Source organism: Limnohabitans sp. 2KL-3 (assembly GCF_001269405.1).
Lineage (GTDB): Bacteria > Pseudomonadota > Gammaproteobacteria > Burkholderiales > Burkholderiaceae_C > Limnohabitans_A.
Window position 1 is genome coordinate 78924 of sequence record NZ_CXON01000009.1, and the last position, 23375, is coordinate 102298.

At 59.7% G+C, this 23375-nt stretch carries 21 protein-coding genes; 6 read left to right on the forward strand and 15 right to left on the reverse strand.

The features are described from left to right. Positions 1-19: 19 nt before the first annotated feature. The 4 genes from AMM41_RS21935 to AMM41_RS12795 form a co-directional block, all read right to left on the reverse strand. Positions 20-175 (reverse strand): PIN domain-containing protein, encoded by a 156-nt coding sequence (locus tag AMM41_RS21935; RefSeq protein ID WP_146186257.1) that lies wholly within the window; start codon positions 173-175, stop codon positions 20-22. Then, on the reverse strand, positions 172-1416 hold the full coding sequence (locus AMM41_RS12785) for an ATP-binding protein (RefSeq protein ID WP_089958914.1): 1245 nt from the start codon (positions 1414-1416) through the stop codon (positions 172-174). The genes AMM41_RS21935 and AMM41_RS12785 overlap by 4 nt, the downstream gene beginning before the upstream one ends. Positions 1417-1545: 129 nt before the next feature. Further along, positions 1546-2655: an AAA family ATPase gene (locus AMM41_RS12790; RefSeq protein ID WP_368664973.1), complete on the reverse strand. Its 1110-nt coding sequence runs from the start codon at positions 2653-2655 to the stop codon at positions 1546-1548. 31 nt (positions 2656-2686) lie between these two features. Beyond that, positions 2687-3601 carry a LysR family transcriptional regulator gene (locus AMM41_RS12795; protein ID WP_089959137.1) on the reverse strand — a complete coding sequence of 305 codons (915 nt, stop codon included), beginning with the start codon at positions 3599-3601 and terminating at the stop codon, positions 2687-2689. 162 nt (positions 3602-3763) lie between these two features. On the opposite strand from AMM41_RS12795, the gene AMM41_RS12800 reads away from it, so the two are divergent. The 5 genes from AMM41_RS12800 to AMM41_RS12820 all read left to right on the forward strand — a co-directional run bounded on the left by AMM41_RS12800 (position 3764) and on the right by AMM41_RS12820 (position 10384). Beyond that, a complete protein-coding gene (locus AMM41_RS12800) occupies positions 3764-5911 on the forward strand; it encodes a thiamine pyrophosphate-dependent enzyme (RefSeq protein ID WP_089958921.1) in 2148 nt (715 codons plus the stop codon). After that, positions 5908-7452, forward strand: coding sequence for an indolepyruvate oxidoreductase subunit beta family protein (locus AMM41_RS12805; RefSeq protein ID WP_089958925.1), 1545 nt, complete (start codon positions 5908-5910; stop codon positions 7450-7452). The genes AMM41_RS12800 and AMM41_RS12805 overlap by 4 nt, the downstream gene beginning before the upstream one ends. 73 nt (positions 7453-7525) lie before the next feature. After that, entirely contained in the window at positions 7526-8494 is a 969-nt protein-coding gene (dctP, locus tag AMM41_RS12810) for a TRAP transporter substrate-binding protein DctP (protein WP_089958931.1), read from the forward strand. Continuing rightward, positions 8494-9021, forward strand: a complete 528-nt coding sequence (locus AMM41_RS12815; protein ID WP_228769262.1) for a TRAP transporter small permease — start codon at positions 8494-8496, stop codon at positions 9019-9021. Before dctP ends, AMM41_RS12815 begins: the two co-directional genes overlap by 1 nt. Before the next feature lie 43 nt (positions 9022-9064). Further along, a complete protein-coding gene (locus AMM41_RS12820) occupies positions 9065-10384 on the forward strand; it encodes a TRAP transporter large permease (RefSeq protein ID WP_089958934.1) in 1320 nt (439 codons plus the stop codon). 112 nt (positions 10385-10496) lie between these two features. Here the strand turns inward: AMM41_RS12820 and AMM41_RS12825 are convergent, their stop codons facing one another. From AMM41_RS12825 to AMM41_RS22265, 9 genes are all read right to left on the reverse strand, one after another. Next, positions 10497-11744, reverse strand: coding sequence for a DEAD/DEAH box helicase (locus tag AMM41_RS12825; RefSeq protein WP_089959146.1), 1248 nt, complete (start codon positions 11742-11744; stop codon positions 10497-10499). 55 nt (positions 11745-11799) lie between these two features. Beyond that, positions 11800-12036 carry a toxin-antitoxin system HicB family antitoxin gene (locus tag AMM41_RS12830; RefSeq protein ID WP_089958942.1) on the reverse strand — a complete coding sequence of 79 codons (237 nt, stop codon included), beginning with the start codon at positions 12034-12036 and terminating at the stop codon, positions 11800-11802. Continuing rightward, entirely contained in the window at positions 12033-12464 is a 432-nt protein-coding gene (locus AMM41_RS12835) for a putative toxin-antitoxin system toxin component, PIN family (RefSeq protein ID WP_089958945.1), read from the reverse strand. The genes AMM41_RS12830 and AMM41_RS12835 overlap by 4 nt, the downstream gene beginning before the upstream one ends. A gap of 156 nt (positions 12465-12620) precedes the next feature. Continuing rightward, the gene (gene purH / locus AMM41_RS12840; protein WP_089958949.1) at positions 12621-14207 is read right to left on the reverse strand and encodes a bifunctional phosphoribosylaminoimidazolecarboxamide formyltransferase/IMP cyclohydrolase; all 1587 of its coding nucleotides are present in this window, start codon (positions 14205-14207) and stop codon (positions 12621-12623) included. A gap of 99 nt (positions 14208-14306) precedes the next feature. Further along, complete coding sequence (locus AMM41_RS12845) at positions 14307-14546, reverse strand: Fis family transcriptional regulator (protein WP_089958953.1); 240 nt, start codon at positions 14544-14546, stop codon at positions 14307-14309. Further along, positions 14543-15589, reverse strand: a complete 1047-nt coding sequence (gene dusB / locus AMM41_RS12850) for a tRNA dihydrouridine synthase DusB (RefSeq protein WP_089958957.1) — start codon at positions 15587-15589, stop codon at positions 14543-14545. The genes AMM41_RS12845 and dusB overlap by 4 nt, the downstream gene beginning before the upstream one ends. Before the next feature lie 223 nt (positions 15590-15812). After that, positions 15813-17798: an ATP-binding protein gene (locus AMM41_RS12855; RefSeq protein ID WP_089958960.1), complete on the reverse strand. Its 1986-nt coding sequence runs from the start codon at positions 17796-17798 to the stop codon at positions 15813-15815. 7 nt (positions 17799-17805) lie between these two features. Continuing rightward, entirely contained in the window at positions 17806-18384 is a 579-nt protein-coding gene (locus AMM41_RS12860; protein ID WP_194944778.1) for a YfiR family protein, read from the reverse strand. An 11-nt stretch (positions 18385-18395) separates the two neighbouring features. Continuing rightward, positions 18396-20594: a TonB-dependent receptor plug domain-containing protein gene (locus AMM41_RS22265; RefSeq protein WP_194944779.1), complete on the reverse strand. Its 2199-nt coding sequence runs from the start codon at positions 20592-20594 to the stop codon at positions 18396-18398. A 215-nt stretch (positions 20595-20809) separates the two neighbouring features. Between AMM41_RS22265 and AMM41_RS12870 the strand changes: the two genes are divergently transcribed. Then, positions 20810-21283, forward strand: a complete 474-nt coding sequence (locus AMM41_RS12870) for a YqaA family protein (RefSeq protein ID WP_089958972.1) — start codon at positions 20810-20812, stop codon at positions 21281-21283. Between the two features lie 87 nt (positions 21284-21370). On the opposite strand, the gene AMM41_RS12875 is transcribed toward AMM41_RS12870, so the two are convergent. Beyond that, complete coding sequence (locus AMM41_RS12875; protein WP_089959154.1) at positions 21371-22354, reverse strand: D-2-hydroxyacid dehydrogenase; 984 nt, start codon at positions 22352-22354, stop codon at positions 21371-21373. A 29-nt stretch (positions 22355-22383) separates the two neighbouring features. After that, a complete protein-coding gene (locus tag AMM41_RS12880) occupies positions 22384-23358 on the reverse strand; it encodes a Bug family tripartite tricarboxylate transporter substrate binding protein (RefSeq protein WP_228769263.1) in 975 nt (324 codons plus the stop codon). Positions 23359-23375 lie beyond the last annotated feature (17 nt).

Genomic DNA, 23375 nt, shown 5'->3' on the forward strand with positions numbered 1-23375 from the left:
TGGAGAAACCAATTCAAAGCTACGCAACCAACAACCGCGCCTTGCGTTTTTGTGCCTTCAGCAGCTGAATGGCCTGCTGCTCAAATGACACAAACTCGGTGCCGCCCAGCAGCTCACGATCGGCTGCAATCACACCGTCGGCAAAGTCGCCGCCCCTGGCCAGCTGCGGCGTCAAGGCTCAACAATCCCCAAGACCCGCCCCACATCCAAAAGCCCAATCACCTGCGCCTTGTCTGACAGCGGCCAGCTACTCGACACGGGGGCCACCACATAAGCGCGGCTGACTTGCAGGTCGGCGCAGGCGTTCCAGAAGCCTTTGGTCACGCGGGGGGCGTCGGAGAGCTTGATTTCAAACCCCAAGCGCTCTTGCCCCGTGTCGACCACGGCGTCGAGTTCGGCCCCAGCGGCGGTTCGGAAAAAGTGCAGACTCGCGTTGCCACCCGCGATCAAGGGCAACAATGCGGCGATGTGGTTGACCACCAACCCCTCCCACGAAAATCCCGACATAGGATGGCCTTGCAGGTCTTGCGCGTTGCCTATGCCCAGCAGGGCGTGCAGCAAGCCCGTGTCGCGGAAATACACCTTGGGCGACTTGACCAGACGCTTGCCCAGGTTCACGAAATAGGGCTCAACTTTGCGCACGATCAGGGCATCACAAAAGATGTCGAGGTAGCGGCCCACAGTGATGGGTGAGATGCCGCCCATGGCCACGGCCAGCGCCGAAGCATTAAAAAGTTGCCCATGCTGGTGCGCCAGCATGCGCAAAAAACGCCACAAGGTTTCGCTGGGAATGTGAATGCCCAAGCTGGGTAAATCTCGTCGAACCACCGATTGCAAGTAATCGTTGCGCCAGCGCAGCGATTGCGCGTCCGTTTTGGCCAAACAACTCAGGGGCATGCCCCCGCGTTGCCAATGCGATTGCAGGGCCAACAACTGCTGCGTGTCCTTGTGTGCAGGGTCGCTGGTGGCTTCTTGATGGGCAGCCCCTCCAGGTTGAACTTTGGCCTGGACTTCGGACCACAGCAAAGGCGGCAACTCCAGGTAACTGACCCGCCCAGCCAACGATTCAGCTGTTTGCCTGAGCAACACCCCACTGGCAGAACCCAGCAACAAGAAACGTCCAGGCCGTCGGTCCGCGTCGATTTCGGGGCGCAGCTGCACAAACAAGTCGGGCATGGTTTGCACTTCGTCAATGACCACCAAGTGGTCACGGTGCGCAGCAAAAAATGCAGCGGGGTTGTCAAGTTTGGCCCGGTCAGCCGGAAGTTCCAGATCCAGAAATACCGCGCCTGGCGTTTGCGCCGCCACCTGCCGCGCCAAGGTGGACTTGCCCACTTGGCGAGCGCCTAGCAAAACAACACCCGGATAAAAAGACAATCGGTCCGACAAATCGGCCATGAAAATACGATCAATCATCCTTGCATTTTGATAGGTGATTTATCAAAATGCAAGGTTATTTTAAGACCTTAATTTGAGCAGTCACTGAATTGACGGTGTCAATTCAGGTCCTTGTGTTGCCATTCAGGGGGCGCATCAGCCCCAGCATCACACCTGCCGCCAACCGTCGCCCGGCATGGCGCGCAGCATGAACTGGTCGAACAAGGGCACGGTGAACGCCGTATCTCCGTGGCTGGGGCTCCAGACCATGCCTTTGTTGATGAGGCTGCTTCGCACCATGCCCAAGGTGTTGATGGATCGTCCCAGCGCCGCAGCGATATCACCCGAGCGGTGCGGACCAGAGCCCAGCGATGCCATGGCCCGCAGGTAGCGCCGTTCGCTGGGAGTGCAGCGTTCAAAACGGGTTTTGAAAAAGCTTTCATCCAAGTCTGCTTCGGTCAACAACCTGGCCCGCTGGACATCCGTACGCGAGTTGGGGCTGATCGTCGCCACATCCCAGGCGTACTTGCTCCACATTTGCAAAAAGTATGGATAGCCGTCGGTGTCTTTGTAAATTTCATCGATGGCTTCGGGCTCAAACACCACGTTGAGTTCTTCCGCTGGACGGGTGATGGCCTGGCTGGCGTCGGCCAGTGACAAAGGGCCGACCATGGGGTAATCAAACAAGCGCTCAGAATAAGATTTGGCTTGTCCCGCCCGCGCCAACAATTGAGGCAAGCCGGCCCCAATCACGGTCACGGGCAACTTGGCTTGGGCACATCGGTGCAATGCGGTGATGAGCGCGGCAAGCTCGGCCTCTTTCACGAATTGCAGTTCATCGATGAACGTGACCACGACAGTTTTGGCACTTTGAGCCGCCAAGCCCACCTGCTCCAACAACACAGCCAGATCGCCCTCCAAGTCGCCGTTGTCGGCCAAGCCCAACTCGGGCTCCAAGTCGAGCCCAACCTCGATGTCGTTGAATTTGACCTTGAGGGCTTTGGCAAAACCAGCCAAAGCACGCAGCCCGCGCGTCGCATAGGCTTTGGCCGATTCGACAGCGCTGAGTTTGAGCAAAATCAAGCGCAACTGAGGTGCCAACAAGGCTGGCAAAGAGCGGTCTTCGGGAGCCTCCAGCTTCAGGGTGTAGACCCCACTGGCTTCGGCGTCCTGACGCATTCTGTCCAGCAACACGGTTTTGCCTACGCCGCGCAAACCCACCATCAATACACTTTTCGCGGGATTACCAATGCGGATGCGGCCGATGGCCACCCGCACACCACGACCACCTGCAGCAAAGATTCACTCCTCAACCCCGCGTGAACAAGCGCTCCACCTCTGCCCGCAGCCATTGCTGATCCGAGTCCTGCTCGGTGCTGCTGTGCCACAGCATGTGCACCTCATAAACAGGTGCATCCTCAAAGGCCCACATCTGCAGCTGCACGCGCTGGCTCAGTTCGCGGGCGTACATCTCGGGCACGATGCACAGCAAATCGGTGTTTTGCGCCAGCTCGGCGATCGCGCCAAAGTGGCGTGGACGCACCAAGATGCGGTCTTGGAGTTTCATGCCCGCCAGCATTTTTTCCACGCTCCCATGGAAGGTCGCCGTGGGCGAGACCACCACAAAATTCGCTTGCGCCAGTTGGCTTGGGCTGAGCGTCTTGCTGCGCCCTGGTGGGCTGGGTGACCAGTCTTTGGAAGAGATGGCCATATAGCGTTCCTTGAACAACAGCTGGCTGCGTATGCCCCGGTGCTGCGGCTTGAGGATGCCGATGGCCATGTCGATGTCACGCGATTCCAGGGCAGCAGCCACTTGGGACGCATCCACCGACACGTTGGACAAACTCGCATGGGGCGAGACTTTGCGCAACGCCGAAGCCAGGCGCGGCAAGAACAAAATTTCGCCCAAGTCGGACAAAGACAAACGCCAATGGCGGTGGCTGCTGGATGCGTCAAAAGGCTGGTGGTTGAGCACCAGGCTTTCCATGGCCAGCAACTGCGATTGCATGGCGGGTGCCAATTGTTCGCACAGCCGCGTGGGCTGCAAACCAGCGGGCGAGCGCACAAACAATTCATCGCCAAAAAATTCGCGCAAACGGGCCAAGGCGTTGCTGGTGGCGGGCTGCGACAAGGCCAACGCCTTGCCCGCCGCCGTGACCGAGCGGCTGCGGTGGATGGCCACCAGCACCCGCAAGAGGTTCAGGTCGAGTTGTCGGAAATTCATGCTTTGCCCATGGTTCATGTGAATAAGGGTTGCCCCTAATTATTCACACGATCAATGTACTGCATTGAAAGAATCCATTTGCGACAAGGCCTCAGCTGGCCTAAATTGCCCTCACTTGATCAGGCAACACCACGGGGCAAGGCCCCATGAAAGGTTTTGGGCATGGCTGAACGCTCGTTTGTGCAAGAGGTGCAAAAACTGCGCTTGGGCGATGGCGACGAATTCCATGGCGAAGGCATTTTGGCCGTCACCAAGGCTTTGCTGCAATCGGGCGTGTCGTATGTGGCGGGCTACCAGGGTGCGCCGATCTCGCACCTGATGGATGTGCTGACCGACGCCAACGACATCCTGCAAGAACTGGGTGTGCATTTTGAACACAGCGCCTCCGAAGCCACGGCCGCCGCCACTTTGGCCGCCTCGGTCAACTACCCTCTGCGCGGCGCGGTCACCTTCAAATCCACTGTGGGTACCAATGTGGCGTCGGACGCACTGGCCAATCTGGCCTCAGGCGGCGTCACCGGCGGGGCCATGCTGATCGTGGGCGAGGACTACGGCGAAGGTTCCAGCATCATGCAAGAGCGCTCGCACGCCTTTGCCATGAAATCGCAGGTCTGGCTGATCGACCCCCGTCCCAACCTGCCCAGCATCGTGCACGCGGTGGAAAAAGGCTTTGAGTTGTCCGAGGCCAGCAACACGCCGGTGATGCTGGAGTTGCGCATCCGCGCCTGCCATGTACACGGCCGTTTTCCCACCCGGGACAACGTGCGCCCCAGCTTCACGCTGAAAGACGCCATCGAAAACCCCAAACGCGATGTCAACCGCATCGTGTTGCCGCCCGCCAGCTACCTGCACGAGCAAGAAAAAACACACAAGCGCTGGCCCGCTGCGGTCCAATTCATTCAGGAACACCAGCTCAACGAGTTTTTCTCCGAAGACGCGCAAGACTTTGGCATCGTCATGCAGGGCGGCCTGTACAACGGTGTGGTGCGTGCACTGCAGCTGCTGGGCCTGGCCGATGACTTTGGCAAGACCGACATCCCGCTGTATGTGCTGAACATCACTTACCCCCTGGTCGACGATGAATTCAAACGCTTTTGTACAGGCAAGCGCGGCCTGCTGGTGGTGGAAGAAGGCCAGCCCGACTTCATCGAGCAAAACATCCACAGCATCTTGCACAAGGCGGGTCTGAACACCGAGGTGCACGGCAAGGATGTGTTGCCCATGGGCGGCGAGTACACCGGTGGGGTGGTGCTGAAAGGCATCCGGGCGTTCATCGCGCAATACGCGGCGCACTTGCTGCCAGCAACGGTGCCCGCAGTTCAAGCGAGCAACCAACTGGCGATCAGCGAAGCCGTGGCCCAGGTGCACCCGCGTCCGCCCTCGTTTTGCACCGGTTGCCCGGAGCGGCCCATCTTCACGGCCATCAAGATGATCGAAAAAGAGCTGGGTCAGCACCATGTGAGTTGCGACATCGGCTGCCATTTGTTTTCGATCCTGCCGCCTTTCAACATTGGTGCCACCACCATGGGCTATGGCCTGGGCTGGGCGGGCGCTTCGGCCTTCAACACCAACGAGACGAGCAAGCGCACCGTCTCGATCATGGGCGACGGGGGCTTTTGGCACAACGGCCTGACCAGCGGCGTGGGCAACGCGGTGTTCAACCAGTCCGACAACTTGCTGCTGGTCGTGGACAACGGTTATTCGGCTGCGACCGGCGGGCAGGACGTGCTCTCGTCCAAAGCCATCAACCCGATCCGCAACACCAACAACCCGATTGAAAAAGCCGTGCGCGGCGTCGGCGTGGAGTGGGTCAAGACGGTCACCAACACCTACAGCCTGGACCAAATGCGCCAGGCTTTGCGCGACGCCCTGACCACGAAACAACAAGGCCCCAAGGTCATCGTGGCGCAAAGCGAGTGCATGCTCAATCGCCAGCGCCGTGTCAAGCCGCTGATTCGCCAGCGCATCCAGAAAGGCGAGCGCGTGGTGCGCGAGCGCTTTGGAATCGACCCCGACACCTGCACCGGCGACCACTCCTGCATTCGCCTGTCGGGCTGCCCATCGCTCAGCATCAAGCCCAACCCCGATCCGCTGCGCCAAGACCCGGTGGCGGCCGTGGCCGACAGCTGTGTGGGCTGCGGCCTGTGCGGCGAGGTCGCGCACGCGGCGGTGCTCTGCCCCTCGTTTTACCGGGCCGAGATCATCAACAACCCCAGCGCCTGGGACCGCTTCAAACAAGGCCTGCGCCAGCGGGTGATTGGCTGGCTGCAAAACCGCATTGAGCGCCGACTGGAAGGCATTGCCGCATGAACGACACAAAGCGACCCCAAGGCATCATCAGCCTGGCCATTTTGGCCATGGGCGGAGAAGGCGGCGGCGTGCTGGCCGACTGGCTGGTCGACTTGGCCGAACACAACGGCCATTGGGCCCAGACCACCTCGGTGCCCGGCGTGGCGCAACGCACCGGGGCCACCATCTATTACATCGAGATGTACCCGCAATCGGCATCGCCTTCAGGGCAAATGCCCGTGATGGCGCTCAGCCCGTTTCCGGGCGAAGTCGACATCGTGTTGGCCTCCGAATTGATGGAAGCCGGTCGCGCCTTACAACGCGGGCTGGTGGACCCCCACAAAACCACCTTCATTGCGTCCTCGCACCGCGTCTATTCCATGACCGAGCGCACCGCCATGGGCGATGGGCGTGTGGACGAGGCCAAGCTGCTCGCCGGTGCACAAGCGGCTGCCAAGTTGTTCATCAGCGCCGACTTTGCCCAACTGGCAGAGCAAACCGGCAGCCTGATTGCCCCCGCCTTGTATGGTGCGCTGGCCGCCTGTGAACGTTTGCCGTTTTCTCGGGCGCAGTTTGAAGCCACCATCGAGCGCAGCGGCGTGGGTGTCAAAACCAGTCTGAAAGCTTTTGCCGCCGGGTTTGATGCGGCTAAGCAAGTGCTGCATCCCCAGACGACAAACGTGGCCGATGTCACCCCGCTTGCCCTGCCCTTGCACCGCCAAGTCGGCCCCAAGCTGCAGGCCTTGGCGAACAGTTTGGAGGGCACATTTGCCCCATCGGCGCACCCCGTCATCGCTTCGGGTTTGACGCGCCTGGCCGATTACCAAAGTGTGGGCTATGCCACCCTGTATGCGGGGTACTTGCAAGACCTGGCCCAAGCTTTGGCCTCGGCCACATTGGCCCCGGCTTTGGCCGAAGACCTCTTGCGCGAAGGTGCTCGGCACCTGGCACTTTGGATGTCCTACGAAGACACGGTGCGTGTGGCCGATCTGAAAACACGCCGCTCACGTTTCGCCCGCGTCAGCCAAGAGGTCAACCAGAGCGACAAACAGCTCATCGACATCCACGAGTTCATGCACCCGCGCCTCGAAGAAATCGCCGACACCTTGCCTGCAGGTTTGGGGCGGTGGTTGCTGGCTTCAAAAACAGCCCGCGCCGTGGTGGGCCGTTTCACGCAAAAAGGGCGCGTGGTGAAAACCAGTTCCTTGCGCGGGTTTTTGCTGCTTTATGGCGTGGCCAGCTTGCGCCGCATTCGGCCCTTGTCACTGCGCTACGAAACCGAACATCAACGCATCAATGCCTGGTGGGCACAGACCTTGGCGCTGCTGCCGCAACATGCCGATCTGGCCCTGGAGGTGCTGCGTGCGCAGCAGCTGGTCAAAGGCTACGGCGACACCCATGCCCGTGGCTGGCGACATTTTGAAATACTCATGGCAGCCTTGCCGCGCCTGCAGCAGCTGCCCGATGCAGCCAACCGGTTGAGCGCCTTGCGCAAAGCGGCGCTGGCCGACGACAGCGGCCAGGCGCTGGAGCATGCCCTGAGCCAGCTGGCACCTGCGTGACGCATGCATCCGATCCGGCAGGACTACCCTTCAAGTTTCCCATCCACCTTCCACACACTCAGGAGACAAGCCCATGAAACGACGTTTACTCACCCAGGCCACGGCACTGGTTCTGGCCCTCGGTGCCACCTCGGCCACACTGGCGCAAGAGGTCACTTTGCGCCTGATCAGTGGCTTTGCCGAAAACGGCATCTACGTGCAACGCCTGCAGCCCTGGATCAACAAGGTCAACGCCGAAGGCAAAGGCGTGTTGCAAATCAACTTCATCGGCGGCCCCCGTGCCATTCCCTCGTTTGAGCTGGGCAACGCGGTCAAAACCGGCGTGGTCGACATGGCGCTCAACACCGGCGCTTTCTACACCAACGTGATGCCCGAGGCCGACTTTTTGAAACTGACGCAGATCCCGGTGGCCGAGCAGCGCAAGAACGGGGCCTTTGATGCGATCAACAAGGTCTGGAACGAAAAAGGCAACATGCAGTATCTGGCCCGCATGGTCGAAAACCAGCCCTTCCACATCTACACCAACAAGAAGGTCGACAAGCCCGACCTGGCGGGTCAAAAAATCCGCATCACGCCCGTGTACCGCGACTTCTTTCAAGCGCTGAACGCCAGCGTGATCACCACGCCACCCGGCGAGGTTTACACCGCGCTGGAGCGCGGTGTGGTGGACGGTTATGGCTGGCCCATTGGCGGTATTTTTGACTTCAACTGGCATGAAAAAACCAAGTTCCGCATCGACCCGGGCTTTTACGACGCCGAGGTCTCGCTGATCATGAACCTGCCGGCCTACAAAAAGCTCAACGACACGCAGCGCAACTACCTGCAAAAACAGTTGCTGGCGCTGGAGGCCGAGAACACGTTCTGGGCACGCTACGGGGCCGATGAAATCGCACGCCAGACCAAGGCGGGTATCCAGACCATCACCTTTGATGCCGCCACCAGCAAGGCCTTTCGCGACAAGGCTTACGACATCGGCTGGGCCGGTGCTGCCAAGCAAAGCCCTGAAGTGGCCGCTCGGTTCAAGGCGCTGTTCTCCAAATGATGCAAGCGCTGTCTGAGCGATTTGGCCGGTGGCTGTCGGGTCTGGCCCTGCTGGGCTGCCTGCTGCTGCTGGCCATGATGCTCATCATCGTGGCCGATGTGGCGTTGCGCAACCTGGCCATTCCAGGCATGCCGCTGGGGCTGTCCTGGAGCAACGAGGTGTCTGAACTCATGCTCTACCTGATCACGATGTGCGTGGCCCCTTGGCTGCTGCGTCAGGGCCAGCACATCCGGGTGGACATTTTTTTGCAGGCCATTCCACCGCGCATGGCTTGGGCTCTGGAATGGGTGTGCGATGTGCTGGGTTTGCTGTGCTGCCTGGTGCTGGCCTGGTACGGCGCTTTGGCCACTTGGGCCAGTTATGCGGCAGGTTCTCTGAGCATCAAAACCCTGGTCACGCCCGAGTGGTGGTCGCTCGCGCCCTTGCCGGTGGTGTTTGTGCTGCTGTCCATCGAGATGGTGTTTCGCATGCACCGCCTGCTGCATGCCGAACGCGGACCACGACAGGATGCGGTGAGCGCAGCTTGAGACTGTTCGATATGTTTTTATATTTCTCGTCTGGAGTCTGCACATGAGCAGTTGGCCCATCGCAGCCTGGTTGATGTTGGGCGGCTCCACCTTGCTGCTGTTCATGGGCATGCCCGTGGCGTTGACTTTTTTGGGCGTCAACATCATCGGGGCCGTGCTTTACATGGGGGGCGAACCCGGATTGGTGCAACTGGTGCGCAACAGCGTCAGTTCAGTCACCGCTTTTGCCCTCACACCCATCCCACTGTTTGTGCTGATGGGCGAAATTCTGTTCCACACCGGTTTGGCCGTGAAGGTGATCGACGGGGTCGAGCGCTTGATCGTGCGCGTTCCTGGACGCCTGGCGGTGGTTGCTGTGGTGGCGGGCACGGTGTTTTCGGCCATCTCAGGCTCGACCATTGCCACCACGGCCATGCTGGGTGCCCTGATGCTGCCCGTGATGCTGGCACGCGGTTACCACCCCACCATGGCCACCGGCCCCATCATGGCGATTGGCGCGGTGGACATGCTGATTCCGCCTTCGGCCCTGACGGTTTTGCTGGGTTCGCTCTCGGGCATCTCGATTTCCAAGCTGCTGCTGGGCGGTGTTGTTCCCGGGCTGCTGTTGTCGGTGGCGTTTGTGGCCTGGATCGTTGTGCGGGTGCGCATCAGCCCCCATCTGGCCCCCACCGACACCGAGGCCGTTGAGCACCAAGGTTGGGACCGTTTGCAACCGCTGTTCGCTTATGTTTTGCCCACTTTGTCGATTTTTGGGGTGGTGGTGGGCGCACTGGCAGCGGGTTGGGCCACGCCCACCGAATGCGCAGCGCTCGGTGCCTTTGCCACCATGCTGCTGGCCGCGCTTTACCGTGCCTTGCGCTGGGAAGCGGTGCTCAAGGCCCTCAAGGGCACGGCGGGCATCTCCGGCATGATTTTGTTCATCATTTTGGGGGCCACCACCTTCGCACAAATTTTGTCTTTTTCGGGGGCCAGCTCGGGCCTGGTGCAGCTCATCACCGAACAAGGTTTGTCGGCCAACCAGATCCTGATCGGCATGATGCTCTTCCTGATTTTTCTGGGCATCTTTGTGGACCAGGTCAGCATGATGATGATCACCCTGCCCATCTTCATGCCCATCGTGAACGCCTTGGGCATTGACCCGGTGTGGTTTGGTGTGTTGTTCCTCATCTGCATGCAAATGGGTCTGCTTTTGCCGCCCCATGGTTTGCTGCTCATGACCATGCGGGGTGTGGCACCACCGTCGGTCACCATGACGCACATCTTTTTGGCGGTCACGCCTTATTTGGCGATGAGCGTGTTGCTGCTGGTGGCCGTCTTCATGGTGCCGGGCATCGCCACTTGGTTGCCCGGGTGGATGGGCTGATGGGCTGCTTGTAGGAACCTACCCTGTGGGCGATGGCATCCAACCGCCAGGGCAAGCCATCGCCCACGGGGGTGGGCTCCTACAAAGATACAGACAACAGCCTGCGGTCGGATCAATTGTTCGATTTGAGCAGACCTGCCGCCCGCAGCTTGTCTTTTTTGCTGGGCCGTGAACCCTTGATGCCGCCATTGCCGGGAGATGGCGGCGGCGGGGTTTCGGTCTGCTCAAAACCTGGCACCTGCTCCAAAGGCAGCTCCAAGCTTTCGCGTTTCTGGATCAGCTGCCAGTGCGCCAGCGCTGCAGCCGTGACAAAGCTCACCGCGTCGCCATGCGCACCCGCCCTGCCCGTGCGACCGATGCGGTGGGTGTAATCGGTGGCCGAGCGCGGCAAGTCATAGTTGACGACCACGGGCAGCATGGCGATGTCGATGCCGCGTGAGGCCAGGTCGGTGGTGACCACCACATCCCAGCGTCCGGCCTTGAATTCGCTCAGCACCTCTTGCCTTGCACCTTGGCTCATCTCGCCATGGAAAGGCGTGGCAAACACACCCGCCTTGTAGAGCTTGCCCGCCACATGCTCGCAGGCGTAACGCGTGGCCACAAACACCAGCACCTGTTTCCAGCCGTTTTCGGTGATCAGGTGGCGCAGCAAGGCAGTGCGACTTTTCTCGTCCACGCGGATGGCGCGTTGCGTGATGTCGGGTTGGTGGCCTTCAAAAGCCTCTACTGTGATGCGCACCGGATCACGCAGCAGCTTGGCCGCCAAGGCTTCCACCTCGGGTGCAAACGTGGCCGAGAACAACAAGGTTTGACGTTGGGCGGGCAGCAGCGCCAGCACGCGCTGCAGCTCGTCGGCAAAGCCCAAATCCAGCAAGCGGTCGGCTTCGTCCAGCACCAAGTGCTGCACATCGGCCAGGCGCAAAGCGTTCTGGTCAATCAGGTCAAGCAAACGACCCGGCGTGGCCACCACGATGTCGGCACCACCACGCAGCGCCATCATTTGAGGGTTGACCGACACGCCACCAAACACGGTGTTCACTTTCAAGGATTGCGGCAGCTTGTAAGCCAAATTGGCCAACACATCGCCCACCTGCACCGCCAGCTCGCGCGTGGGCACCAGCACCAGCGTACGCACGGGGCGGCGAAAATTGGTCTGGCGCGGTGCGGCCAGCAGGTGCTGGAGCAGCGGCAGCGCAAAAGCCAGCGTCTTGCCCGAGCCGGTGGGCGCAGTGGCCCACACATCGGCCAACTTCAGGGCAGCCGGAATCGCCTCGGCCTGGATGGGGGTGGGGGCATAGAGGCCCATGTCGGACACGGCGCGTTGCAGCGCGGGGGACAGGCCCAATGGGCCAAAACTCAAGGTCATGCTTGATCCTCAAAAAAATGCTGCCCGTTAAGGATCAAGGTGAAACGGCTCATCGCTCATCACCCTCCAGCGGAGAACGTTCGGGCACCATCGCCAAAAAGCTGGCCAAATCGCCCGGCTTGGCCGCACCAGCACGTTCGGCAAAAAAAGCCACTGCGTTGAGGGCGGACACCTTTTCGGCCACAGCCACAGTAATGAACTGGTTGAGCGAAGCCTGATCTTGTTCTGCCAACTTGCGTGCATGGGCATACAAAGAATCGGGCAAACGAAGCGCAAAAGTACTCATACGGCATCCTCCAAAAAAGCCAAAGCCTGGGCTGGTGTTTTGACAGCCAGGCCAAAGCGTGGCGCGGCGATCGAAAAATCTTTCACATTCAAGGTGACCAGGGCATGTACCCGCGCGTTGACAGCGGCCTCGAGCACCATCTCATCACCCGGGTCGCGCAACTGTGGCCGCCAGATGTAATGCAAGCTCACCGGCTCCACCCAAAGGGCCAAGGCGGACAAAAACGCATCGACCTGCTCAACAGAAAAACCATGCAAGGCCCGTATCGAATCGCGCTTGAGCACCGACTCGTATTCAAGCCACAAAGCAGGCGACGCCACCACGCGCAAACGCGTCGAAGCCACCGCTTGAAGCAGTGCATACGACGCGCCCCGAGCGCTGCTCAAGCCTGCAACCAGCACGTTGGTGTCCAGCAACATGATTTTCATGATGTTGCCAATGATATCAGCGAATAATCAGCATCGGGCCTAATGACGTGGGTGCACAGAAATGATGCACCAGAGATCGCGGCGCACAAGGCGAGCCAAGTTTGCGCTGCTGCGCTGCACTCGCCGTGAAAATTTGGTTCGTCGTGACCGTTGATGTCAATGACGGAAGTGGCGCACACCCGTGAACACCATCGCCACGCCACGCTCGTTGGCGGCGTCAATGACTTCTTGGTCGCGCATGGATCCACCGGGCTGGGCAACACAAGTAGCGCCTGCATCCACCACCACGTCGAGGCCGTCGCGGAAGGGGAAGAAGGCGTCGCTGGCGACCACGGTGTGTTGCAGGCTCAGCTTGGCGGCTTCGGCCTTGATGCTGGCGATGCGGGCGGAGTCGAGGCGGCTCATTTGGCCAGCGCCCACGCCCATGGTCATGCCGTTTTTACAGAACACGATGGCGTTGGATTTGACGAACTTGGCCACTTTCCAGGCGAACAGCAGGTCGTGCAGTTCTTCGGGGGTGGGTTGTTTGACGGTGACGATTTTCATGTCGGCCAACGCCAACTCGTGGTTGTCCGCGCTTTGCAGCAACAGACCTGAGCCCACGCGTTTGGTTTCGAGTGCGTTGCGCACATCGCCGTAATTGGCAGGCAGCGCGATTTTCATCAAGCGCACATTCACTTTGCTCTTGAACACTTCGAGCGCTTCGGCGCTGAAGTCGGGGGCCATGAGCACTTCGACGAATTGCTTGCTCACCGCTTCGGCAGCGGCTTTGTCCACCGGGCGGTTGAAGGCGATGATGCCGCCGAACGCGCTGGTGGGGTCGGTTTGGAAGGCTTTGCTGTAGGCCTCGAGTGCGGTCGCGCCCACGGCCACGCCGCAGGGATTGGCGTGTTTGACGATCACACACGCGGTGTTCTCGAAGCTCTTCACACATTCCCAAGCCGCATCGGCATCGGCGATGTTGTTGTAAGACAGTTCTTTGCCTTGCAGCTGCACGCCAGTGGCCAGAGACCCAGCCGCTGGAGCCAAGTCACGGTACCAAGCGGCTTGCTGGTGGCTGTTCTCGCCGTAGCGCAGGTCTTGCACCTTGACGTATTGCTCGTTGAACTGGTCTGAGAACTGGGCGCGCTCGGGCACGTAGTCTTCGCTCAGTTTTTCAGCTTCAAAGTTCACGCTGGAGAGGTAGTTGCTGATCGCACCGTCGTATTGGCTGATGCGGTTGAACGCGGCCACCGACAAGGCAAAACGCAGTTTGTCGCTGAGTTTGCCGCTGGCTTTGAGCTCGGCGATCACGTCGGCGTATTGGCTGGCGTCGGTGACGATGCCCACGTCTTTCCAGTTTTTGGCGGCAGAGCGCACCATGGCGGGGCCGCCGATGTCGATGTTCTCGATGGCGTCGGCCAGTGTGCAACCGGGCTTGGCCACGGTGGCCTCAAAGGGGTAGAGGTTGACGATGAGCAGGTCGATGGTCTCGATGCCATGCGCTTGCAATGCCGCCATGTGCTCGGGCGTGTCGCGGCGCGCCAGCAAGCCGCCGTGCACTTTGGGGTGCAGTGTTTTGACGCGGCCATCGAGCATTTCGGGGAAGCCGGTGACTTCGGCCACCTCGGTCACGGGCAGGCCTTGCTCGGCCAGCAGTTTGGCGGTGCCGCCGGTGGAGATCAGGCCCACGCCCAAGGCGTGCAGGTCACGCGCGAGTTCGACGATGCCGGTTTTGTCGGAGACAGAGATGAGGGCTCTCATGGGGGCTTTCTTCAAAATTCAGAGTATTTAAGGTGGGGCCGGGCTAAAGGGTTCCGGCAGGTATTCAAGTGGGCTGGGCGGGAGCAGGCCGCCCCAGCTTCATTTCAACAAATCGTGTTCGAGCAGTTTCTTGCGCAAGGTGTTGCGGTTCAGGCCCAACCATTCGGCGGCGCGTGACTGGTTTTGCCCAGACTGGTTCATCACCACGTCGAGCAGTGGCTTTTCGACCAGCTTGACCAGCATGTCGTAAAGACCCGTGGGGTCGGTGCCGTCCAGGTCGCGGAAGTAAATGTCCAGGTTGTCCCGGATGCAGTTTTCAATGGATTGGGGTTCGCTCATGGCGTGGTCTCTAAATCGGTGCAGGCCTCGGGGCGCTGGGCCTGGCGCTGGGGCAGACGCTCCATCTGCTCGGCCAAGCCGTCCAGATAAGCAGCCACGGCGGCCAGTTGTCCGTCTGCGGTTTCCAGGGTGTTCATGTGTTCACGAAAGGCGTCGCCACCGGGCAGCGTGCGCACATACCAGCCGATGTGTTTGCGCGCCGAGCGCACGCCGGTGTATTCGCCGTACAAACCGTAGTGATCTTGCAGGTGTTCCAGCAAGGCGCGGCGCACCTCGGCCACCAGGGGTGGGGCCAGGTGTTCGCCCGTGGCCAAAAAGTGGTCGATCTCACGGAAGATCCAGGGGCTGCCTTGCGCGGCGCGGCCGATCATCACGGCATCTGCGCCGGTGAACTTCATCACATCGCGGGCTTTTTCAGGCGAATCCACATCACCATTGGCCACCACAGGAATGCGCAAGGCGGCCTTGACGGCGGCCACAGTGTCGTATTCGGCCAGGCCTTTGTAGCCTTGCTCGCGGGTGCGGCCATGCACGGTGACCATTTGCACCCCGGCGCTCTCAGCGGCGCGGGCCAAGCTCAGGGCGTTTTTTTCGGCATCGCACCAGCCTGTGCGCATCTTGAGTGTGACGGGCACGCCGTGAGGCAAAGCCGCTTCAACCACGGCGCTGATGATCTCCAGCGCCAGCGGCTCGTCTTGCATCAGGGCCGAGCCAGCCCATTTGTTGCAAACTTTTTTGGCCGGGCAACCCATGTTGATGTCGATGATTTGCGCGCCCCGGTCGATGTTGTAGCGGGCAGCGTCGGCCATCATCTGCGCCTCGGTGCCCGCAATTTGCACCGCAATCGGGCCGGGCTCGCCGTCGTGGTTGGCGCGGCGCGAGGTTTTGAGCGAGGCCCACAAATCGGGCCGCGAAGTCACCATTTCGCTCACGGCATAACCCGCCCCAAACTGCCTGCACAGCTGGCGAAATGGCCGATCCGTCACCCCCGCCATGGGGGCGACAAACAAATTGTTCGGCAATAGGTAAGGGCCAATCTGCATGACTGGGGGTCGGTATTTGGTGGGGGGGCCTGAAAAGGAAGCACGATTGTAATTGCTTAATATTTCAGCAAATGAAAGCGAAGTGTGCTAGCCATTGCGGCGGGCAGCAGCACCCGCTTGATGGCGACTTGCGCTCCACGAGCGCAGTCTTCGTTTCAGGGCTTGCGGCATCCCTGCAGCTTGATGGGCTCAATGCAGAGGCGGTTTTGACCGTCGAATGGCTTCAATGACCGCTTGCCCGGTCGAGCCACTTGCCCATCAATTCGAGGATCTGGCGGCGCATGAAGGGCTTGGTGAGGTAATCGTCCATGCCTGCGGCCAGACAATTGGCCTTGTCGTCGGCCAAGGCATTGGCCGTCAAGGCCAAAATCGGCTTGCGGGGCAAGCCCAGCGCCACTTCGCGAGCACGGATGGCGCGTGTGGCGGTGATGCCATCCATCTCGGGCATTTGCACATCCATCAACACAATGTCGTGTCCTTCGGTCGCGCTGATGTGCACCGCCTCCAAGCCGTTGTGGGCCTGGAGCACACGGCAGCCCGCTGTTTTGAGCATGGTCACCAAGATTTCACGGTTCACATCGTTGTCTTCGGCGATCAACACGGTGCAGTCCAGTGTTTGCGGGGTTTTGGCCTGTGTGTGGCTGGCTTCCAGCGGCAGGTCTTTCAGGCGGGGGCCACACACCTCAAACCAAAATTCTGAACCTTGCCCGGGTTGGCTGGAAAAACCCACTTGCCCGCCCATGAGTTCGGACAACTGACGCGAAATGACCAAGCCCAGGCCGCTGCCTCCATAGCGCCGGGCCATGGAAATATCGGCTTGCGAAAACGCACTGAACAAACGGTGGGCTTCTTCTTCGCTGATGCCAATGCCGGTGTCGCGCACCGTGCAGCGCACACGGGTCATGCCGTCGTTTTGCGTCATGTAGACCAAGCCCACGCTCACCTGGCCTTGGGCGGTGAACTTGACGGCGTTGGACACCAAATTGCTGGCCACCTGGGTGAATCGGTGCGGGTCGCCCAGCAGCATCAGGGGAACCCCATCGGCGGGTGGCTCAAACACCAGCTTCAGACCTTTGTCCTGGGCATGCGGCTCAAACAAGGCAGCCACCTGACGCGCCGCCTGTTCCGGGCTGTAAGGCACTTTTTCCAAGTGCAGCATGCCCGCCTCGATCTTGGAAAAATCAAGGATGTCGTTGATCAGGTAGAGCAGCGTCGACGACGAGGAACTGATCATGCTGATGAGTTTTTTCTGCTGCTCAGTCGGGTCGGTCGAGCCCAGCAACTCAGAGACACCGATCAGGCCGTTGAGAGGGGTGCGGATCTCATGGCTCATGTTGGCCAAAAACTGGCTTTTGGCTTGGTTGGCGGCATCGGCGTGCTCTTTGGCCAACAACAGCTCGGCAGTACGGGCTTGCACCTCGGATTCAAGTTGCTGGCTGTATTGACCCAGTGCTTTGTCTTTGTGCTCGATTTGGTCGAGCATGGAATTGAAACCAGCCACCAACTCGCCAATTTCGTCCTGGCTTTGACGTTTGGCGCGTTGGCTGTAGTCGTGCACCGAGGTGATGCGCCGCATCACCTCGGCCAAATCCAAAATGGGCTGGCTGATGATGACGATCAACTGGCCCATGAATTGGCGCACCACCGCATAGGCCAACATCATGGCCACCACGGCCACCAGCAAGGTGATGGCGATGTTCCACCAAAAGTCATCCAGCCGGATTTTGACCAGCACAAAGCCAATGCGCTCGCCATCTTGAACAATGGGCAAGCGAATGGCATAGCGGCTGAGTGTGAGCTGCGAGATTTGGGTCCCGTCCAGCATGGCCGCTGGGGTGGTGCTTGGCGTTGACTTCACGTCGCCCAGCCGTGACGGGTAATGCGCAAAAGCGACCGAACCCGAGGCTTTGGTGTAAATGTCGACGGTTTCCACATTTTTGATGTGCCGGAAAATTTCCAGTTGCTTGTGGGCCCCAGCGCTGTCTTCAAAAAGGACTGCTGCTGCATTGCTTTCTGCGGCCAGCTCGGCCAGGCTTTTGGCCGCAGCCTGTGTGGCTTGCAAAGTCTGACTGGCTTGCCACAAGGTGATGACCACAAAAAACAAGATCAGCACGCACCAGATGCCCAAGGCCAAAATATGGTTGAGCTTCTCGCGCATGGGCGCATGCAGCAGTTTTTCTCGACGCCAATTGGAAAAGGTCAGCACCATCGAGCCCTTATCGAACGACCACGCGGGCCAACTTGAGCATCTGGCTGCTGGCTTTGATGCTGGATTTTTGCAAGTTCAGCAGGTTCACATCAAACTCCACCCGATCGTCGTTGAAAACCATGGACAGGTGCGCACCCTGGTCCATGGCTTGGCGGGCGTCGCTGACCAAAAGCACCGAAGCTGAGCCCAATTGCCGCACCAACAAAGGCAAAAGTCGTGCATCACTCTCGCCCACAAAGACCATGCTGCACTCCTTGGCCTGCTCGATGGCCACATCCTTGCGGACCATGATTTCGCGGCCCTGAGCCACGCGGCGATTCAAGCTGAGCATGGCCCCATTCAGGTCATCGCGACCCATGACACACATCCGAAGAATTTTGTCTTCGGAGGCGGGCAACTCGACAAACTTGGCGAAGTTGAACACATAAGCGGCTTTGATGCGGTCCACCGTTTGCCCTGCGGGCTGGGCTGCAGCCGTCCAAGAGGACAAACAGCACCACAACATGGCACCCCAGCGAAGGCCTTGCCCCACCTGCACAGAGACTTGTCGCAGGCACGCGAGACGGTTCATTTTTTGAAAGGTCATGGTCATGTCCTTCAAAAACGAACCACCGCTTGAACCAGAGCGCTGCGCTGTACGTCATACGCCCGGGTCACGGGGAAAATGTTGATGAATTCGGTGTGACGGTCTTTGAGCAGGTTGCGCCCCATCAAGGACAGTTCGGTGCTGCGGTTGACTTGCCATGCCAGTCGCATGTCCAGGCCGGTATAGCCAGGCAAGGGGGTGGGCGTGTCGGTGTTGAGGGTGTAGTGGGCCGTCCCCGAGTTGTAGCGCAGGCGCACGTCCAAGTTCAGATCGCTGGCGAGGTTGAAGTTGTTGCGCAGCAAAATCTGGTGACGTGGCGCACTGTTTTCAAAGGCCCGGACCTGGATATCACCCAAGAAGTCGCCAGACATTTTCCCTTTGACACGCAACAGGCTGTAAGAGCCCTGCACCTTCCACCAGGCACGGGGATGCCATTCCAGAGACAGCTCCCCACCCCATGAACGGGCCTTGTCCAGGTTGGTGTTGTAGCCAGACATGGTGTAGTAGCACATGCCCGGACCATAAACCGCCAAGCAACCCAGGGCCTCGGGCAAACCCACCACCGGTTGGCTGTTCATGCGGGCACCACGCAAATGGCTGTAATCGGACGCAAACAAAGAGACGTCGACGCTCAGGAAATTGGAGAATTGTTTGCGCCAACCGCCCTCCAGACTGAGTGCCTGCTCGGCTTTTAAGCCCGCCTGCGCACGCGGCGAGATCTGAGTGATGGCCGTGAGCATCTGGGCCGGCAGGTTCAAGCCCGTCACGCCATTGAAACTGGCAGCATCCGCAGCACTGATGTCAATCGTGGCCAGGCTCTCGGTGCGGCGCGACGAACGCACCGAACGCGACAAAGCCCCCCAATAGGCTTCGTTCTGTCCCGGCGTGTAGAGCATGCGCACATTGGGCTGGATGTTGAACCCCGTCAAACCATCTTTTTCGAACTTGGAGCCCACGATCAGCTTGAAGCGTTCGGGCACCAAGGTGATTTCGTCATGCACAAAAGCGCTGTAACTCAGTCGATGGCTTTCGCCATCCAGCAAAAGATAGGGCGAGGTGGGCAAGATCAGCTTGTCCGAGGTGTAGCGCAGGTTCAGTCCCCAAATGAAATCATGGTCACCCCAAATTTGACGCTGCTGAAAGTCCACATCGGCATCTGTTTTGCTGCCCCCCATGTCCATAAATCGAGGCAACTCTGCCAAGGGCATTGAAGTGCCTGCACCTGAGCCCCAAAGCCCCTCATGAATCGACCGGTCTCGGTCAATCGACGCTTGCAAGACATTCTCGGCCCCGGCACTGCCTTTCCAGGCATAACGCGCTTGCAAGGCCCCGCCCTGGGCACGTTCGTTCATGAGGCTGTCACGCGCAAATGGGGTGGCCGGGTCGCTCAAAGCCAAAACCGAAGGCGTGCCCCAGTAATCGTGCGACCGGTCTTGGTACACCTCGGCCTTGAGGCTCAAAGAGCCACCGTCAAGCTTGGGCTCAAGCCGGATGCCCAAGCGCTGCCCCTTGGCCGCATCGACACCCGTCAAACCCGTGTCGCGCTCCAAAGACCCCCCCATGCTGCTTGCTTTGCCATACACCTTGTAGTGCCCGCCTTGGGTCAACTCGCCACCCTGAGTCAGCGAGGCCGAGGCCGTTTGACCATTGCCCAGCACAGCACTGACCCGTTGGCCCTGGCTGGCACTGGCCGAACGCGTGACGATGTTAATGACGCCATTCATGGCGTTGGTGCCCCACAAGGCTGCGCCTGGGCCACGGATGACTTCAATCCGTTCGATGTCGTCCATGATCAGGTCTTGCGTTTCCCACAACACGCCAGAAAACAAGGGGGAATAAACGCTGCGGCCGTCGACTTGCACCAACAATTTGCTGGAAAAACGCTCATTGAACCCGCGAGAGCTGACTGCCCAACGGTTTCGCGCCATTTGCGCCACGTTCAGGCCCGGCACCAAACGCAAGGCTTCAGGGATGGATTGCGCACCGGAGCGCCGAATTTCTTCTGCCGAGATCACATAGGCGGCTGCCGCCATGTCGGCCACACGCTGCTCTTTGCGCGACATGGACATGAGCCGGTAATCGACCAACTCCTCCAAAGACATGTCCAAAAACTCATTGCCCGTGGCCGCTGCTGCACACGAGGCGTGAATGGCGCATGCCAACAGCGTCCATCGCCAGACATTTTGGCGTTTGTTTTTGTTTTCCCTCATCGGCATGCTCCCTTTTGAATCTATTGTCACCTCAAGATCAGTTATTAGATTTTATATTTCCTGTTTTTTGATGTCCAAAGAAAACTTGCATTTATTCAATTTGTTATATTTGAAGTATTCATTCGATTCAGTCTTCGTTTCCACTGTTCCATGACCTCAGGGCCTCGGGTAACCCGGAAAAAAACCACAAAACCGGACACCGCTACACTGACCCGATGGATGTTTGGTTGAATCACCTCTTGCAATGGCTGGCTTTGCCGCAACACGGTTTGAGTACGGTGTTTGTGGTGGCCTTCATCTCGGCCACTTTGTTGCCCATGGGTTCTGAACCCGTTGTTTTTGGGCTGGTCAAACTCAACCCTGAACTGTTTTGGCCTGCGGTGGTGGTCGCCACGGCGGGCAACACCTTGGGTGGCATGCTCAGCTGGTGGATGGGCCGAGGCACCTTGCACGCCATGAAGCGCTGGCGCGACACGCCAGGGCACCTCCGAGCCCTGTCTTGGCTCGAAAAACTGGGCCCTAAAGCCTGTTTACTGAGTTGGTTGCCGGTGGTGGGCGACCCCTTGTGCGCGGTGGCTGGCTGGCTGAAGATGCCTTTTTGGCCTTGCACCTTGTACATGGCCATCGGCAAATTCTTGCGCTACCTGGTCATGACCGCCTTGTTGCTTTGGGTGTTTCCCTGGCATTGACCAGGCTTGGCCGAGCGAGCCTTGCCAGTTGGCCAGTCGGCCTGCTGGCTCAAAACCAACGCTGCTGCTGTCAAGTGAATCCCCAACTCAGCTCACAACGTTCAACAAAGACTGCCCGGCCGTGTAGCGCCGCAGATTGTCCAAAAACATCTGACGAACGCGCTGTTCGTTGCCATCCGAATGACCCGCCGCGTGGGGCGTGACCATGACCTGGGGCATGGCCCACAAAGGGGAGTCTGTTGGCAAGGGTTCGTGCGCAAACACATCCAGAAAAGCACCGCCCAAATGGCCACTTTGCAGGGCGGACACCAAAGCTTGCTCATCCACCACCTCACCTCGCGCCACATTGATCAGGTGAGCACCCGCTGGCAAGGCGGCCAAGGTGTGCGCATTGACCAATTGACGGGTCTTGTCGGTCAAGGGGCAGGCCAAAATCAGCCAATCGGTGCGGGGCAGCACCTCATGCAAGCGCTCAAATGTGACATGCTCGACCGCATCGGGCGTGGCCTGACAAGGTGATGCGGCGTGCTGGCGCACGGCCACCACATGCAAGCCCAAAGCCTGCAGCAAACTGCCCAACTTTTGACCAATCGGTCCCCAGCCCACAAGGGTGGCGGTTTGGCCTAGCAAGTCGCGCGGCATGCGTTCACCGAGCAGCGGGATCCACTGGCGTGCTTGTTGCTCGGCCCACAAACCCGGAAAACGCCGGGCCAAAGCCAACAAGCCCGCCAAGGCCACGGTGGCCACCACCTGCGCATTGGCCCCGGACGAGGTGGCAATTTGCACCCCCCGGGCCTTCAAGTCCAGATAGATCTGCCGGTCAGCCCCTGCCGAGTGGATGTGCACCCACTTCAAACCCGGCGATTGGCGCAGCAAGTCATACACCCGCTGCAAGGCGGGGTGAATTTGGTGCTTGGTCGAGGTGCCAGTGACTTCACGCGAGATGAAGGCCACATCGGCATCGGTGCGCTGCGTGGCCACCGCCGTGTCCAGCGCCAGCAACTCATGGGGTCGCGGGCCCATGAGCGCTGAGATGGCCGGCCCCAACTGATCGATGCTTGGCTGCGACATCAGCAAGCGCAGGGGGCGTATGGGGGCGTTCATTCGGCCCGCGCACCCGAGTCACGCACAATCAAGCGCCACTTGTCGTGTTCGCGCTGCACAAACTGTCCAAACTGCGCGGGGGTGCCACCTGCAGGGTCAGCCCCTTGCGCCACCATTTGCTGCTCGATCGCGGGCACTTGCAGGACCTCGTTGACCGCCTTGTTGACCAAGTTGATCACCGATTCGGGCGTGCCTTTGGGTGCAAAAAAACCAAACCACGAACCCGCCTCGAAGTTGGGAAAACCTTTTTCGACCACGGTGGGCACATCGGGCATGGAACGGGAGCGCTTGAGCGAGCTGACCGCCATGGGCTTGAGTTTGCCCGCCGTGATGTGCGGCATGACCGACGGGATGGTGGCAAACATGAACTGGATGCGCCCGGCCAAAAGGTCCTTCAAGGCATCTGCCCCTTTGTAGGGAATGTGGGTGGCCTCAAAACCCACCCGTTTGGCCAACATGAAACTCGACAAATGCGAGGAGGTGCCAATGCCGGTCGAGCCGTAGTTGAGCTTGCCCGGGTTGGCTTTGGCGTAGGCGACCAACTCTTCCATGTTTTGTGCGGGCACCGACGGGTGAATCACCAGCACATTGGGCACATCGGCAATTTGCACCATGGGCACCAGATCGGTCAGGGGGTTGTAGGGGAGCTTGGCATACAGCGAAGGATTGACCGCAATCGGTCCCACCGAATTGACAATCAGGGTGTAGCCATCGGGCGCTGCACGCACCACCATTTCGGTACCCAAGTTGCCCCCTGCGCCGGGCTTGTTGTCAATCACAAAAGGCTGCTTGAGCTTTTCAGACAATTGCTGCGCCACGGTGCGGGCCAGGATGTCCGTGGTGCCCCCAGCGGTAAAGGCCACCACGACTTTGACCGGCTTTTGGGGATAGGTTTGCGCCTGGGCCAACGGCGCTCCAACCCACGCCACAAGCGTCAGGCAGCCCAACAAGGTCATGGCTTTGAGTTTCATGGGTGTCTCCGTTTATT

Coding starts and splice junctions, on each gene's coding strand:
- AMM41_RS12855 (WP_089958960.1), bottom strand. CDS start 17,798: ATGGTGCTGACCTTTTCCAATTGGCGTCGAGAAAAACTGCTGCATGCG.
- dctP (WP_089958931.1), top strand. CDS start 7,526: ATGAAACGACGTTTACTCACCCAGGCCACGGCACTGGTTCTGGCCCTC.
- AMM41_RS12795 (WP_089959137.1), bottom strand. CDS start 3,601: ATGAATTTCCGACAACTCGACCTGAACCTCTTGCGGGTGCTGGTGGCC.
- AMM41_RS12870 (WP_089958972.1), top strand. CDS start 20,810: ATGGATGTTTGGTTGAATCACCTCTTGCAATGGCTGGCTTTGCCGCAA.
- dusB (WP_089958957.1), bottom strand. CDS start 15,589: ATGCAGATTGGCCCTTACCTATTGCCGAACAATTTGTTTGTCGCCCCC.
- AMM41_RS22265 (WP_194944779.1), bottom strand. CDS start 20,594: ATGAGGGAAAACAAAAACAAACGCCAAAATGTCTGGCGATGGACGCTG.
- AMM41_RS12785 (WP_089958914.1), bottom strand. CDS start 1,416: ATGATTGATCGTATTTTCATGGCCGATTTGTCGGACCGATTGTCTTTT.
- AMM41_RS12845 (WP_089958953.1), bottom strand. CDS start 14,546: ATGAGCGAACCCCAATCCATTGAAAACTGCATCCGGGACAACCTGGAC.
- AMM41_RS12880 (WP_228769263.1), bottom strand. CDS start 23,358: ATGAAACTCAAAGCCATGACCTTGTTGGGCTGCCTGACGCTTGTGGCG.
- purH (WP_089958949.1), bottom strand. CDS start 14,207: ATGAGAGCCCTCATCTCTGTCTCCGACAAAACCGGCATCGTCGAACTC.
- AMM41_RS12875 (WP_089959154.1), bottom strand. CDS start 22,354: ATGTCGCAGCCAAGCATCGATCAGTTGGGGCCGGCCATCTCAGCGCTC.
- AMM41_RS12800 (WP_089958921.1), top strand. CDS start 3,764: ATGGCTGAACGCTCGTTTGTGCAAGAGGTGCAAAAACTGCGCTTGGGC.
- AMM41_RS12835 (WP_089958945.1), bottom strand. CDS start 12,464: ATGAAAATCATGTTGCTGGACACCAACGTGCTGGTTGCAGGCTTGAGC.
- AMM41_RS12805 (WP_089958925.1), top strand. CDS start 5,908: ATGAACGACACAAAGCGACCCCAAGGCATCATCAGCCTGGCCATTTTG.
- AMM41_RS12815 (WP_228769262.1), top strand. CDS start 8,494: ATGCAAGCGCTGTCTGAGCGATTTGGCCGGTGGCTGTCGGGTCTGGCC.
- AMM41_RS12830 (WP_089958942.1), bottom strand. CDS start 12,036: ATGAGTACTTTTGCGCTTCGTTTGCCCGATTCTTTGTATGCCCATGCA.
- AMM41_RS12860 (WP_194944778.1), bottom strand. CDS start 18,384: ATGACCTTTCAAAAAATGAACCGTCTCGCGTGCCTGCGACAAGTCTCT.
- AMM41_RS12820 (WP_089958934.1), top strand. CDS start 9,065: ATGAGCAGTTGGCCCATCGCAGCCTGGTTGATGTTGGGCGGCTCCACC.